At 71.5% G+C, this 13,881-nt stretch carries 12 protein-coding genes; 2 read left to right on the top strand and 10 right to left on the bottom strand.

The window, feature by feature from the left end:
• Nucleotides 1–23: 23 nt before the first annotated feature.
• The 3 genes from AC6JBM_RS15385 to AC6JBM_RS15375 form a co-directional block, all read right to left on the bottom strand.
• Complete coding sequence (locus AC6JBM_RS15385; protein WP_497984293.1) at nt 24–380, bottom strand: tetratricopeptide repeat protein; 357 nt, start codon at nt 378–380, stop codon at nt 24–26.
• 35 nt (nt 381–415) lie between these two features.
• Entirely contained in the window at nt 416–1,246 is an 831-nt protein-coding gene (locus AC6JBM_RS15380; protein WP_497984292.1) for an alpha/beta hydrolase, read from the bottom strand.
• Nucleotides 1,247–2,058: 812 nt separating this feature from the next.
• Complete coding sequence (locus AC6JBM_RS15375) at nt 2,059–2,445, bottom strand: VOC family protein (protein WP_350619300.1); 387 nt, start codon at nt 2,443–2,445, stop codon at nt 2,059–2,061.
• A 50-nt stretch (nt 2,446–2,495) separates the two neighbouring features.
• Between AC6JBM_RS15375 and AC6JBM_RS15370 the strand changes: the two genes are divergently transcribed.
• The gene (locus AC6JBM_RS15370) at nt 2,496–4,856 is read left to right on the top strand and encodes a hypothetical protein (protein ID WP_497984291.1); all 2,361 of its coding nucleotides are present in this window, start codon (nt 2,496–2,498) and stop codon (nt 4,854–4,856) included.
• Nucleotides 4,857–5,077: 221 nt separating this feature from the next.
• Here the strand turns inward: AC6JBM_RS15370 and AC6JBM_RS15365 are convergent, their stop codons facing one another.
• Entirely contained in the window at nt 5,078–5,410 is a 333-nt protein-coding gene (locus tag AC6JBM_RS15365) for a hypothetical protein (RefSeq protein WP_497984290.1), read from the bottom strand.
• Between the two features lie 262 nt (nt 5,411–5,672).
• Between AC6JBM_RS15365 and AC6JBM_RS15360 the strand changes: the two genes are divergently transcribed.
• Nucleotides 5,673–6,203, top strand: coding sequence for a hypothetical protein (locus tag AC6JBM_RS15360; protein WP_497984289.1), 531 nt, complete (start codon nt 5,673–5,675; stop codon nt 6,201–6,203).
• 386 nt (nt 6,204–6,589) lie between these two features.
• Here AC6JBM_RS15360 and araA read toward each other — a convergent pair whose 3' ends face one another.
• The 6 genes from araA to AC6JBM_RS15330 are packed head-to-tail and all read right to left on the bottom strand — an operon-like array spanning nt 6,590 to nt 13,880.
• Nucleotides 6,590–8,071: an L-arabinose isomerase gene (araA, locus tag AC6JBM_RS15355; protein ID WP_497984288.1), complete on the bottom strand. Its 1,482-nt coding sequence runs from the start codon at nt 8,069–8,071 to the stop codon at nt 6,590–6,592.
• Nucleotides 8,068–8,733, bottom strand: coding sequence for an L-ribulose-5-phosphate 4-epimerase (locus AC6JBM_RS15350; protein ID WP_350619308.1), 666 nt, complete (start codon nt 8,731–8,733; stop codon nt 8,068–8,070). The genes araA and AC6JBM_RS15350 overlap by 4 nt, the downstream gene beginning before the upstream one ends.
• Nucleotides 8,730–10,343, bottom strand: coding sequence for a ribulokinase (locus AC6JBM_RS15345; protein ID WP_497984287.1), 1,614 nt, complete (start codon nt 10,341–10,343; stop codon nt 8,730–8,732). The genes AC6JBM_RS15350 and AC6JBM_RS15345 overlap by 4 nt, the downstream gene beginning before the upstream one ends.
• Nucleotides 10,340–11,344, bottom strand: a complete 1,005-nt coding sequence (gene yjfF / locus AC6JBM_RS15340) for a galactofuranose ABC transporter, permease protein YjfF (protein WP_497984286.1) — start codon at nt 11,342–11,344, stop codon at nt 10,340–10,342. The genes AC6JBM_RS15345 and yjfF overlap by 4 nt, the downstream gene beginning before the upstream one ends.
• Complete coding sequence (locus AC6JBM_RS15335) at nt 11,341–12,378, bottom strand: ABC transporter permease (protein ID WP_497984285.1); 1,038 nt, start codon at nt 12,376–12,378, stop codon at nt 11,341–11,343. Before AC6JBM_RS15335 ends, yjfF begins: the two co-directional genes overlap by 4 nt.
• A complete protein-coding gene (locus AC6JBM_RS15330) occupies nt 12,375–13,880 on the bottom strand; it encodes a sugar ABC transporter ATP-binding protein (protein ID WP_497984284.1) in 1,506 nt (501 codons plus the stop codon). Before AC6JBM_RS15330 ends, AC6JBM_RS15335 begins: the two co-directional genes overlap by 4 nt.
• Nucleotide 13,881 lies beyond the last annotated feature (1 nt).

The raw sequence follows: 13,881 nt of genomic DNA, 5'->3' as shown, positions 1-13,881 counted from the left end.
GGCCAAACTCCGGGGGCTACGCGTCAGATCGTGCCGGCTACTCGCTGTACCGCGGCCGAATAGTCGGGAACCGAGGACATCGCGGCGGCCAGGCGCAGGAACGGCAGGGCCTCGCGCGGACGGCTCTGCCGCTCCAGGGTGCGGCCCAGCAGGTGGCACGCGTAGTGGTCGCTCGGGTCGCGGTCGACCAGCGCGCGCAGGTGCGTCTCGGCGCGGTTGAGCTGCGCGGACGCGAAGTAGGCGCGGGCCAGCCACAGCCGCACCTCGGCGTTGCCCGGCTCCTCGTCCAGCACGGTGGAGAGGATCTTGGCGGCCTCGATGGGGTCACCGGCGTCGAAGTAGAGGACTCCCCTGCGGTACTCGGCGATCATGTCGTTCATGGCACCGTCAACGCACGGGAGGTACGAAACCTTCCTCAATGGGCTTTGAGCCACCCGATCAGGTCATCGAGCACGCGGTCCTGCTCGGGCTCGTTGTACACCTCGTGGTGCAGGCCCTCGTAAATGTGCAGCGTCAGGTCGTCCGCGCCCGCGCGCTCGGCGATCAGGCGGCTCGACTCGGCGTCGACCAGCCCGTCCTCGGAGCCGTGCAGCACGAGCGTGGGCAGCGTCAGTTCGGGCAGGCGGCGCTGGAAGACGGCCATCTGCGTGAGCATCGCGCCACCGAGGCCGGCCGGGACCTTGCCGTGGTGCACGAGCGGGTCCGCGTCGTACTTCGCGACCACCGCCGGGTCCTTCGAGATCAGCTTCGAGGGCAGCGTCTGCACCGGCGCGCCGGGCGCGACACGGCCGAGCACCTTCGCGACCGCGATGGCGGGCTTCGGAATGCCCTTGCCCGGCAGTACGGGCGTGCCGGACAGCACCAGCCCGCGCAGGTCAGCCTGGTGGTCCAGCGCGTACGCGAGCGCGATCATGGCGCCCATGCTGTGCCCGATCAGGAACGGCACCTGCCCGGGATGACGGCCCCGCACCTCGTTGAAGAGCACATGCAGATCCCGTGTGTACTCGCTGATGCTGCGCGCCAGCAGCCGCTTGCCCTCGGAGCGTCCGTGCCCACGGTGATCGGGCGCGTACACGGCGAGTCCGATGTCCCCGAGCCGCTCCACGACGTGGTCGTACCGGCGTGCGTGCTCCCCCATCCCGTGGGCGAGCACCACGACTCCGGTCGCGCCGGCGTCGGGCAGCCACGCGTCGTACACGATCCGGACGCCGCCACCGCCGGTGAGGGCGAGTTCATCGCGCTGCATGGCAGCATGGTCCGCCGCTCGTGCGCGCATCGCAAGCACGCGGCGCGATATGTCGTGGCCAACTGGTCACCGTGCGCTTGGTCCACGCCTGGCGTCTTGGCTCGTACCCGTCATCACCGTGAGTTGCCGGGTCGCCGCGCCGTGGGGCTCCTTCGCCCGGGCAGGCTGGACGCGGGCAGCCCACTCACGTCGCCGGCTGCAGATGTCGCCCGCCGCTTGCGCGTCGCTGCTTGCGCGTCGCTGCTTGCGCGCCGCTGCTTGCGCGCCGCTGCTTGGGCGCCGCCGCTTGGGCGCCGCCGCTTGGGCGCCGCCGCTTGGGCGCCGCCGCCTGCCGGCTCACGGGCGTCACGACTGGCAACCGACGCGGCCCTTGACCGACACGGCCCCGCGGGCGTCACAGCCCGCAGGCGTCACAGCCCGCAGCCGACGCGACTCTCAAGCCGACGCGGCTCGCGGGCGTCACGACTCGCGGCGTCGCGACTCGCGGGCCTCACGACTCGCGGGCTGGGGCCGAGCAAGGCGGCGTCGGTTGTGCACCGCCGATCGCGTCATGGCCGGTTGGCGGCAACGACCGGCGACGGCCCGCATGCTGCCGGCCACCCGCGCGCCGGTGACCATTTGCACAACACGGGCCGCGCCGCAGTCGCTGCGGCCGGGCTCCCTTGCCACAAAGACGGCCGGCCACTGGTCGCACCCGGCAACGGCCGCTCCAGGACGGGCCGCAAATCGGGTGACATGGCCATAACCTAACGTGACCGAAGCGCGGCTTCACTGCGCGGCGACGGGCGCGTGAGTCCGGAGTGACTCGAGCACTACTCTGCGCGCTCGGTGGCGGAGCGCTCAATGCAGAACTCGTTGCCCTCAGGATCAGCGACCGTGACCCAGCCGGTACCGTCTGGACGTCTGAAATCGTCGACTTGAGAGGCGCCCAGGGCAAGCACGCGCTCCACCTCCTCGTCGCGGCTCGCGTCCAGCGGCTGCACATCGAAGTGGATGCGGTTCTTCACGCTCTTGGGCTCGGGGACGCGAATGAACAGCAGGCCGGCAGAGCCGTCCGGGGCGAGGATGAGCGCCTGATCATGCGTGGGCAGATTGGGATCGTTCGGAGCTTCTTGATAGCCGGTGACCGCGCTCCAGAAGAGGGACAAGCGGTACGGATCGGCGCAGTCGATCGTGATGTGCCTAATGCGGACGGTCATTGCGTCAAGGTATATGTGACAACGGTGTTGCCGCCGAAGGGAGCCGAAGGTTGCTGACAGCTGGCCCGGCGTGGACGGCCTCGGCCGACAGCCCGCAGACGCCCGCACCGCTGCTGAGCGGCGCCGAAGAGGTACTCGTCCTGACCGGCTCGGCGGATCTCGACTTCGCCGAAGCCTGCCTGCGGCACGCGCGAGCGGCCGGCGCCCGGACCACCGTGCTGTTCGACGCGCGCGCAGGGGCCACGGTGGGTGACGGAGTGGCGGCGGTACGCGAGGTGCTGCCCGTCCCCGTGGTGTGCCGCTCCGGGGGCACCTTCCGTGCGCGGATCATCATCGCGGTGTCACCGAGCGCGGCCACCGTGTCGATCGGCTCCGGCGACGCCACGGCCGGTGGCTGGGGGCGCGATGCGGAGGTGTGGACGCATCTGGTGGCGGACGGCGCGACGGTACCGACGCTGATCACGGATCTCGCGGACTGGCTGCGGCGCCTGCCCGGCCTGCTGTGGATCGAGCCCGTCGGGGTGGAGCGCCTCGAGGCGGTCGCGGCGCTGCTCACGGCCCGGCCGCACGCCGCCGAGGCCGACGAGCCGCTGCTGCTCACCAACGACCAGGTGCCGATCGTGGAGCAGCTGCCGTTCGCGGCGGGCGCGGACCGGCTCGGCATCGCGGCGAACGCGTTCGACCCGGCCGGGCGCGCGTTCGGCGAGATCGCCCGCGCGGTGCGCGCGTTGCAGGTGCGCCTGCTGGTGCCGTCCGGGGTGCGCTGCGACACGGCGGGGCTGACCGGCGCGCTGGACGAGGTCGGCGGTTTCGACGAGACCGGCGAGGTGCTGGTGCAGACGTCGGCGGATCGGCGGTACCGCGGCGCCGGGGTTGTCGAGTGGTGGACCGGCGACAGCGGCGTGCTCGTCACCGGTGGCCTGGAGTGCACGCCGGAGTCCCTGCTGGTGACGGCGGCCGAACCGGGTGGCAACTGCGAGCTCGCGCTGCTGCTGGAGGTGACCGAGTCCCTGCTGGACGGGCAGGAGACGCGCGATGTCACCCTCAGTGACGCTTCGCTTGCCGTTCGCCCACCCGAACCGGTCCCGCCTGCCGCGACCCGCGTGCTCGCGCTGCGTGTGCACGCCGATCGGGTCGAGGCGAGCCTGGTCGCGGCCGGCTCGACGGCGCCCGACGGGCTGGTGGTCACCGTGGGTGAGACGTCGGTGAAGCTGCCGTGGACGGGGGCGGAGGGGCGGCTGCACACGTACGTGGCGGAGGGCGCGCGGCTCGCCGGCCGGTCGGCGCAGGTCCGGGCCGCGGACGGCACGCAGCTCGGGACCGCCGTGGTCAGCGATGTCGCCGTGGCCGTGACCCGCTACACGCACCCGTCGCCGCTGGAGATGCGGGACCTGGCGAACGTGTTCGGCGACGCCGCGGACCTCGAGGCGCTCTTCGCGGCGGTCGCGCAGCTCGCCTCCGGCCGCACGCCGCGTCACGGCGTGCCCGCGGCCGAGCGCCGAGCCGCCGAGGAGGAGCGACTGCGCGCCATCGTCGGCCCCGCGCTGCTCGACTTCGCGTTCGGGCGGGCGGCCGTCGACGCCGCCGACGAACTCGCGATCGCGGTCATGGGCATGGACTCCGGGCAGATCGAGCGCCTGCGCCAGCAGGTGCTGCGGCTCGGCGGGGCCGCCGCCGGCTGGCCGTTGCCGCCGCGGCTGGCCGCGTTCCGGATCGTGCTCGTGCTCGCTGCGGCCGGGCTGTGGCCCGCGCCGCAGGACTGGACGCCGCTCGTGGCGGCCGGCCTGGACTCGCTCATCGCCGCCGACGACGAGGCGTTCGCGGGCGAGCAGGCGGCGCTCGCGACGGTGGGCATCGCAGCGGTACATCACGGTCACCTACTGTCACCGCTCGGCGGATTCGAGGAGCTGCGCGCGCAGGTGCGGCTCGACTCCGACCCGCCGGCCGAGCTCGTCGCGCGCTACGCCGTCGGCCTCGCGGGCGACGTGCTCGGCACCGAGTTCAGCGCGGAGGGGATCGCCGCCGACGCCGGGGAGCTGCTCGTGCGCTCCGCGTTCGATGACGCGGTCGATGCGATTCCGGAGTCGGTCGGTACCGTCCAGCGCTCCGACGCGGGCGGCGTGCTCGTGGACACGTCGAAGGACCCGCGGCGTACCGCGCTGCTCGTGCTCGACCTCCTGCGCGACTTCCCCGACACGCACGTGACGGTCCGTGGCGCTGCCGGCACCGAGACGCACGGCTGGTGGAACGGTCGCCGGCTCGTGCTGCTGCAGCCGTTCGGCGGGCGGTGGCGGGGGTCGCTGTGGCCGGGGCTGATGACGGGTATTGCCACGTACGCGAAGGGGGCGTCGCAGCTGCCGACCGCGGCTCGCACCTGGATCACCGAGGTCGCCGAGATGGGCGAGGAGTAGCCGCGGGCCGGCACTCTCGCTCTCGCACGCCGGCGGCTGGATTGGCGAATTACTGAATTACTGATTACTTGCAATCACCCGACGCCAATTCGGGCCTCGACTCCGCTCAGTGACGGCTGCGGCTCGCGGTCTACGGATCGGCGGGATCGGGCGGTGCCGCCGGAACGACGTTGCACAGCGCGGCGAGCGGCTCCGCAGCGTTCGCGGCGGTGCGCGAATACTCAGCATCCGTCGCGAGCAGCCCCGTCGGCGTTCTTGGCGAGCAGCTCCGCAGCGTTCGCGCCGGTGCGCGAACCCTCAGCATCCGTCGCGAGCAGCCCCGTCGGCGCCCATGGCGCCACGTCGGCCACCGGACCGCAATCTCGCCCAACCAGCGCGGACGGCAGCGTGATACTCACCGCGAACAGCCACAGCCCGCCCTCGGCGCCCGTGCGGCCGTGAGCACTGGCGGCAACGGGCATGGCCGGCTGCGGCAGATAGCGGCCACAAGCGGCGCGACGGCCATGGCAGACGGCGCCGTAACAAAACGGCAGTCGTAGCGGAACGACAGCCACGGCGAAGGGTAGCCACGGCGAAGGCGGTCGCTTCCCGGCAGCCGACATCGAGGGGTCCCGTGCACTGTCGGTAACCGTCGGAGACGCGGCCGCGGCCGGTTCGTGGGAATCGCAGCTGTTGCGGGGTCCGGCCTTCGGTGACATCAGCTCCACAGAGATGCCCGGCGCGCGCGGAGGGCACGGCTGCTCTCAGGGAATCCGGAGGTCTTGCGCCTGCCGTCCTGTATCGCACGATCGCCACAAGCGGGTACGCTTCGGCACCATGTCAGGGCAGAAGCCCGGTTTTCCGCAGCGCTCGGCGCTCATGCACGTTGTCGACCGGGAGTACGGCGGCAATCTCGTGCAGGGCCGCTACAAGCTGACCCGCTTCCACGCGTTCCCGATCAAGGTGCGCCGGCCGCCCCGTGGCAGCATCGTGGGAGAACAGAAGTGCGGGGCGTGCGGCGAGAAGTTGCCGCTCGCCGTCGCCAGCGTTGGGCGGCGCATGCTGGTCCGGGCGGCTGCGGCGGGCATCGCGGTCGCGGCGCTTGCCGCGTTCATCGCCACGGTGGTGTATTTCGTCAATGCGCCTGTCCGTGACGAGTCCGTCCCCTCGAGTTTGGAGGGGCCGCCGGGCTGGCTGCTGTTCCTGGGCACGATCGGTGCCCCGCTCGTGCTCATCGTCGCGTGGTCGTTCTTCGTGACGTATGACGGGGTGCGGATCAAGGGTAGGTCCCGCCGTCAGCATGTGGTTTCCGCGAAGGCACGGCACGTCAACGCGGCCCGGCAGGCGAAGCGCAGCACTGACGGTTAGGTGTCGAGCGCGGACAGTGCAGGCGAGGCCGGCAATGCAGTGAGTCGGCGACTGCATCAAGCGCTCGGGCATGGGATACGCGGCCGGACGGGAACCGGAGGCCGCAGAGGCCCGAGGAGACCGCCCGGCCGAAGGGTGCCCGGAGGCCCGAGGGAACCCGCCCGACGGGAGGGAGCCCGCCGGGCGCGGACGCCGAAGAACCACCCGCCGGACGGGACCCGGCGGCTGAGTGCGCCGCCGGGCCACCTAAGAACGTCCGGCCACCTGGGCCCTGCCGCCAAGTACGCTGCCGGGCCGCGTCAGAACGACCGCCCGTGACCCAGCGGCCAAGTACGCCGCTAGGTCACGGCCGGCGACGGACGCCGTACCAGGTGAGTACGCCTCGCTCAGAAGCCCCGAGCCAGCCGGTAGTACGCCGCGTTCCACCGGACCTCCTTGGCGAACTGCCGCGGCGTAGTGTCGCCGTCGATCACCAGCAGCTCGGTGCCGACCATCTCCGCGAGGTCGTGCAGCTCCTCCACCCCCACGGCCTGCGACAGCACCGTGTGGTGCGGGCCGCCCGCCGTCAGCCACGACTCCGCCGACGTCGCCAGGTCCGGGGCCGGCTTCCACACCGCACGGGCCACGGGCAGCTTCGGCAGCGGCGCCGAAGGCGGGACGACCTCGATCTCGTTGGCCACGAGGCGGAACCGTTCGCCCAGGTCGGCCAGGCCCAGCACGACCGCGGGGCCGGCGGCCGCGTCGAAGACGAGACGGACCGGGTCCTCACGGCCGCCGATGCCGAGCGGGTGGATCTCGCACGACGGGGTGTCGGCGGCGATCGACGGGCACACCTCGAGCATGTGCGCGCCGAGGATGACCTCGTTGCCGGGCGTGAGGTCGTACGTGTAGTCCTCCATGAACGAGGTCCCGCCGCCGGGGGCCATCGCCTTCAGCGTGCGCACGAGCACGGAGGTCTTCCAGTCGCCCTCGCCGCCGAAGCCGTAGCCGTCGGCCATCAGGCGCTGCACGGCCAGGCCCGGCAGCTGCCGCAGGCCGCCGAGGTCCTCGAAGTTCGTCGTAAAGGCCTTGTACCCGCCGGCCTCCAGGAACGCGCGCAGGCCGAGCTCGATGCGGGCGGCGTAGCGCAGCGCGTCCGCGCGGTCGCCGAGCAGGGCGGCGGCGACGCGGTAGGTGTCGGCGTACTCCTTCACGAGCCGGTCGACGTCGGCGTCCAGGGTGGCCTCGACCGCCGCGACGAGGTCGTTGACGCCGTAGGTGTTCACGGAGACACCGAAGCGCAGCTGGGCCTCGACCTTGTCGCCCTCGGTCACGGCCACGTCGCGCATGTTGTCGCCGAAGCGGACGAGCTTGAGCGAGCGCATCTCGGCGTAGCCGGCCGCGGCCCGGGCCCAGGCCCCGATGCGCTGGGCCACGCGCGGGTCGGACACGTGCCCGGCCACGGTCTTGCGGGCGACGCCGAGGCGGGACTGGATGTACCCGAACTCGCGGTCGCCGTGCGCGGCCTGGTTGAGGTTCATGAAGTCCATGTCGATGTCGGCCCAGGGCAGCGCGACGTTGGCCTGGGTGTGCAGGTGCAGCAGCGGGGTGCGCAGCGCGTCGAGGCCGGCGATCCACATCTTCGCCGGGGAGAACGTGTGCATCCACGCGACGACGCCGACCACGTTCGGGTCGGAGCCGGCCTCCAGGCACACCCGCAGGATGTCGCCGGCCGAGGTGAGCACCGGCTTCCACACCACCCGCGGGCCGATGGCCGGCGACTCGTCTAGGGCCGCGGCGATCTGGCGCGACTGCGACGCCACCTGCTCCAGGGTCTCCGGTCCGTAGAGGCCCTGGCTGCCGGTGAGGAACCAAATCTCGTGCGTCATCGTGCGCCTTTCTGGCCGTATACGTTCTGGTAGCGGTCGTACAGGGAGTCCACGGCCTGCGCGGGCAGCCGCTCGACCTCCCCGAGCTGCCGGGCGAAGTGCATGGTGCGGGCCACGTCCTCGCACATGACGGCCGCCTTGACGGCGGCCTTGGCGGTCTTGCCGATGGTGAACGGCCCGTGCTGGCGCATCAGGACCGCCGGCGAGCGGTGTCCCTGCAGGGTCTCGACGATGCCGCGGCCGATGGCGTCGGAGCCGATGAGCGCGAAGGGCCCGACGGGGATGTCGCCGCCGAACTCGTCGCCCATCGCGGTGATGGAGCACGGGATCGGCTCACCGCGGGCGGCCCAGGCGGTCGCGTAGGGGCTGTGGGTGTGGACCACTCCCCCGACCTCGGGCATGTTGCGGTAGACGTACGCGTGCGCCTCGGTGTCCGACGACGGCGCGTGCTCGCCCTCGACCAGCTTGCCCTTGAGGTCGCACACGACCATGGTGGCCGGGGTCAGCTCGTCGTAGGAGACGCCGGAGGGCTTGATGACGAGCAGGTCCTCCCCCGGCACGCGGGCCGAGACGTTGCCCGCGGTCCAGGTCACCAGGCCCCAGCGGGTGAGCTCGGCGTGCAGGGCGCACACCTGCGCCCGCAGCGCGTCGACCGTGCTCACCGGGCGACCTCTTCCCGCAGCGTCCGCAGCCGGTGCAGCACGTCGTTGGTTCCCCTTCCGAAGTAGTCGTGCAGAGCCAGGTACTCGGCGTAGAGCCGGTCGTAGACGTCGGCGGCGGCCTCGTCGGGCACGTACGCGTCCCGCTCGACCTTGCCCATCGCCTCGGCCGCGGCCCGGATGTCCGGGTACACGCCCGCGGCGACGGCGGCGTGCATGGCGGAGCCGAGCGCCGGGCCCTGCTCCGAGGCGATGACGGAGATCGGCCGGCGCAGCACGTCGGAGTACACCTGCATGAGAAAACGGTTCTTGAGCAGCCCGCCGGCGGCGATGAACTCGGTCACCGGGACCCCGCCCGCGTCCAGCGCCATGACGATCGTGCGCGTGCCGAAGGCGGTGGCCTCGACCAGCGCCCGGTAGACGTCCTCGGGGCGGGTGTGCAGCGTCTGGCCGACGATGACCCCGGACAGGCCGTGGTCGACGAGGACCGAGCGGTTGCCGTTGTGCCAGTCGAGGGCCACGAGCCCGTGCTCGCCGGGGCGCTGGGCGGCGGCGCGGTCGGTGAGTTGCTCGTGGGTGAGCGAGCCGCCGAGGAGCGTCTCGACGTACCAGCCGAAAATGTCGCCGACCCCGGACTGGCCGGCCTCGTAGCCCCACAGGCCGGGGATGATGCCGTCCTGCACGACGCCGCACATGCCTGGCACGTCGGCGAGCCCGGCGCCGCTCATCACGTGGCAGGTCGAGGTGCCCATGATGGCGACCAGCTGGCCGGGCTCGACGGCCTTGGCGGCCGGCGCGGTCACGTGCGCGTCGACGTTGCCCACGGCGACGGCGATCCCGGCCGGCAGCCCGGTCCAGGCCGCGGCCTGCTCGGTGAGCGAGCCGGCCCGGCCGCCGATCGGGGCGAGCGGACCGTCCACCTTGGACACCCAGTCGCCGAACCCGGGGTGCAGCGCCTCGAGGAACGCCTTCGACGGGTAGGCGCCGTCCTGGTGGACGCCCTTGTACCCGGCCAGGCCCGCGTTGCGCGTCTCGACCCCGGCGAGCTGCCAGACGATCCAGTCCGTGGCCTCGATGAACCGCTCGGCGCGCGCGTAGATCTCCGGCGCCTCCTCCAGCGTCTGCAGCGCCTTGGCCAGCTGCCACTCCGAGGAGAGCTTGCCGCCGTAGCGGCCGATCCAGGGCTCGCCGCGCTCGTGCGCGAGCGCGTTGATGCGATCGGCCTGGCCCTGCGCCGCGTGGTGCTTCCACAGCTTCGGATAGGCGTGCCGCTCGTCGGGCAGCACCTCGCACAGCGGCGTGCCGTCGGCGAGCACGGGCAGGAAGGTGCACGCGGTGAAGTCGGTCGCGATGCCGACGACGTCGCCGGGGTCGATGCCGGCCGCGGCGACCGCCTGCGGCACGGCGGTGCGCAGCACGTCGACCCAGTCCGACGGCATCTGCAGTGCCCAATGTGGAGGGAGGTGGTCCCCGGTCGCCGGCAGCGTGCGCTCCATGGCGCCGTGGCGGTACTCGTGGACGGCCGTGGCGATCTCGGCTCCGTCGTCCGCCCGGACCACGAGGGCGCGTCCGGACAGGGTGCCGAAGTCGACGCCGACTACGTATTGGGTCATCTGGTTCTCCGCGCGCTCTGTTTCCTGGTCACCGTCCGCTGCAGCACGATGAAGACGAAGAGCAGCGCGCCGATGACGATCTTGGTCCACCAGGAGCTGAGGGTGCCCTGGAACGTGATGATGGTCTGGATGAGGCCGAGGACGCCGACGCCGAGCACCGTGCCGAGCACGAAGCCGGAGCCGCCGGTGAGCACCGTGCCGCCGATGACGACGGCCGCGATCGCGTCGAGCTCCATGCCCAGCGCGTTGAGGCCGTAGCCGGACGGGGTGTAGAAGGTGAGCAGCACGCCGCCGAGGGCGGAGCACAGCCCGCTGATGGTGTAGACGCCGATCCGGGTGCGCCCGACGGGCAGGCCCATGAGCAGCGCCGACTGCTGGTTGCCGCCGAGGGCGTAGACGTTGCGCCCGAAGCGGGTGTAGGCCAGCACGTAGGCGGCGACCGCGACCACCAGCGCGGAGACGACGACGCTCCAGCCGATGTGGAAGCCGCCGAAGCGCAGCTTGTCCGAGGCGATGGTGTTCCACCACTCGTTCGTGATGGGGATCGAGTCGGTGCTGATGACGTAGCAGGTGCCGCGGGCCAGGAACATGCCGGCCAGGGTCGCGATGAACGGCTGGATGTCGAAGAAGTGGATGATCGCGCCCATGCCGAGGCCGATGGTGGCGCCGACGGCGAGCACGACCAGGATCACGAGGCCGGGGTTGACGCCCTTCTCCAGCAGCGACGCGGCGATCATCGTGGTGAGGGCGACCACCGCGCCGACGGACAGGTCGATGCCGCCGGTGAGGATCACGAAGGTCATGCCGACCGCGACCACGAGCAGGAACGCGTTGTCGATGAAGACGTTCAGCACGATCTGGGTGTCGTCGAAGCCGTCGTAGCGCACTACGCCCGCGCCGTACATGACGCACAGCAGGATCGCCGTCGCCATCACCGGCTTGCGCAGCCAGTTGCCCGCGATCCGGGTGATCGAGCGTCCGGGGGTGTCCACAGTGGTCATGCGCGGACCTGCACCTTCTCGTCGGCCCGCGCCGCGACCGGGACCGAACGGCGGCGCCGGTACCCGGCCTTGAACACTGTGCGGAACTTCGCCGACTGCGCCAGGCACAGCACGATGACGACGATCGCCTTGAAAAGCAGCGTCACCTCGGGCGGCACGCCGATGGTGTAGATGGTGATGTCGAGGGTCTTGATGATGACGGCGCCGAGGACCGTGCCGGCGATGGAGAACCGGCCGCCGGACAGCGACGTGCCGCCGATGACCACGGCGAGGATGGCGTCGAGCTCGATGAGCAGGCCGGCGTTGTTGCCGTCGGCGCTGGACACGTTGGAGCTGATCATCAGCCCGGCGACGGCGGCGCAGACCGCGGCGAAGACGTACACGCCGAGGATCAGCCAGCGCGACTTGATGCCCGCCAGCCGGGACGCCTCGGCGTTGCCGCCGACCGCCTCCAGCAGCATGCCCAGCGCGGATCGGCGCACGAGCACGGCGGCCAGGGCGATGACCGCGGCGGCGATGAGCACGCACAGCGGCAGGGCGAGCCAGTAGCCGGCGCCGATCATCTTGTACGGCCCGCTGTTGACGGTGATGATCTGCCCGTCGGTGATGAGCTGGGCGAGGCCGCGCCCGGCGACCATGAGGATCAGGGTGGCGATGATCGGCTGGATGCCGATGGTCGCGACCAGGAACCCGTTCCACACCCCGAGCACCAGGGCGAGCGCGATGGCGACGCCGACCGCGCCGAGCACCCCCGCGACGCTGCCCTGGTCGCCGAGGTCGCTGATGCGCAGGCACGCGATGGCGCCGGCGATGGCCACGACGGCGCCGACGGACAGGTCGATGCCGCCGGTGGCGATGACGAGGGTCATGCCGAGCGCGACCAGGGCCAGCGGGCCGGAGGAGCGCAGGATGTCGATGAGGCTGCCGTACAGGTGCCCGCCCCGCAGCTCGACGTTGAAGAACGTGTGCGTGTGGATGACGTTCGTGACGAGCAGCACGACGAGCACGGCGAGCGGCCAGACGAAGCGCTTCATGCGGTACCACCTCCTCCTTCGGCGATGGCGGCCATCAGGCGGTCGGTGTCGACGTCGTCGGTGTTGGGCAGCTCCGCCACCACCTTCCGGTCGCGCAGGACCGCGATCTTGTGGCTCAGGCGGAGCACCTCCTCGAGCTCGGCCGAGATGAACAGCACCGCCATGCCCCCGTCGGAGAGCTCGGTGACCAGGCGCTGGATCTCGGTCTTGGCGCCGACGTCGATACCGCGGGTGGGCTCGTCGAGGATGAGCAGCCGCGGCTCGGTGATGAGCCAGCGGGCCAGCAGCACCTTCTGCTGGTTGCCGCCGCTGAGGTTCCGCACGGGCAGGTCGGGGTTGGCCGGGCGGATGTCGAGGGCCTTGACGTACTTGTCCACGAGCTCGTCCTTGCGCTGCCTGGACAGCGGGCGGGACCAGCCGCGCGCGGCCTGCAGGGCCAGGACGATGTTCTCGCGGACGGACAGCTCCTCGACCAGGCCCTCGGTGCGCCGGTTCTCCGAGCAGAACGCGATGTCGTGCTGCATGGCGGTGCGCGGCCCGTGCATGGCGACCGGCTTGCCGTCGATGGTGAGCGTGCCGCTGTCGGCCTTGTCGGCGCCGAAGAACAGCCGGGCGGCCTCGGTGCGCCCGGAGCCGAGCAGCCCGGCGAGCCCGACGACCTCTCCCTTGTGGACGGTCAGGCTGAAGGGCGCGATGGCCCCGGCCCGGCCCAGGTTCTCGGCCTCGACGACCGGCTCCGCGTTGTCCAGCCGGCGCTTGGGCTGGTCCTCGAGGCGCTCGAGGATGGCCAGATCCTTGCCGATCATGAGGCTGACGAGCTCGAGCTGGGGCAGGTCGGCCACGACGTGCTCGCCGACCAGCCGCCCGTTGCGCAGGATCGTCATCCGGTCGCAGATCTCGTAGACCTGGTCGAGGAAGTGCGACACGAACACGATCGCCATGCCCTGGCCCTTGAGCTGGCGCATGACGCGGAACAGCTGGTTGACCTCGCCGGCGTCGAGGCTGGAGGTGGGCTCGTCCAGCACGAGGACCTTGGCCTCGACGTCGATGGCGCGGGCGATGGCGACCATCTGCTGCACCGCGATCGAGTACTCGGACAGCGGCGCCGAGACGTCGATGTCGAGCTCGAGGCGGTGCAGCAGGTCGGTCGCCCGCCTGCGCATGGTGCCCCAGCGGATGTGGCCGAAGGTGCGGGGTTCCCGGCCGATGAAGATGTTCTCGGCGACCGAGAGGTTGGGGCAGAGGTTGACCTCCTGGTAGACCGTGCTGATGCCGGCCTGGGTGGCCTGCAGCGGCCCGGTGAAGCTCACCGGGGTGCCGTCGAGGACGATCTCGCCCGCGTCGTTGCTGTAGACGCCCGTGAGCACCTTGATCAGGGTGGACTTCCCGGCGCCGTTCTCGCCCATGAGGGCGTGGACCTCGCCTGGCAACAGGCGGAAGTCCACGTCCTGCAGGGCCATGACACCCGGGAACTGCTTGGTGATGCCGGTCATGGTCAGCATG

The organism is Dactylosporangium thailandense, assembly GCF_059739745.1.
Note: the sequence above shows the minus strand (reverse complement) of the source record. Positions and strands in the feature narration are given on the sequence as shown.

Bases quoted from the DNA above. Each gene is read 5' to 3' on its own strand.
- AC6JBM_RS15385 (WP_497984293.1), bottom strand. From the start codon at position 380: ATGAACGACATGATCGCCGAGTACCGCAGGGGAGTCCTCTACTTCGAC.
- AC6JBM_RS15380 (WP_497984292.1), bottom strand. From the start codon at position 1,246: ATGCAGCGCGATGAACTCGCCCTCACCGGCGGTGGCGGCGTCCGGATC.
- AC6JBM_RS15375 (WP_350619300.1), bottom strand. From the start codon at position 2,445: ATGACCGTCCGCATTAGGCACATCACGATCGACTGCGCCGATCCGTAC.
- AC6JBM_RS15360 (WP_497984289.1), top strand. From the start codon at position 5,673: ATGTCAGGGCAGAAGCCCGGTTTTCCGCAGCGCTCGGCGCTCATGCAC.
- araA (WP_497984288.1), bottom strand. From the start codon at position 8,071: ATGACGCACGAGATTTGGTTCCTCACCGGCAGCCAGGGCCTCTACGGA.
- AC6JBM_RS15345 (WP_497984287.1), bottom strand. From the start codon at position 10,343: ATGACCCAATACGTAGTCGGCGTCGACTTCGGCACCCTGTCCGGACGC.
- yjfF (WP_497984286.1), bottom strand. From the start codon at position 11,344: ATGACCACTGTGGACACCCCCGGACGCTCGATCACCCGGATCGCGGGC.
- AC6JBM_RS15335 (WP_497984285.1), bottom strand. From the start codon at position 12,378: ATGAAGCGCTTCGTCTGGCCGCTCGCCGTGCTCGTCGTGCTGCTCGTC.
- AC6JBM_RS15330 (WP_497984284.1), bottom strand. From the start codon at position 13,880: ATGCTGACCATGACCGGCATCACCAAGCAGTTCCCGGGTGTCATGGCC.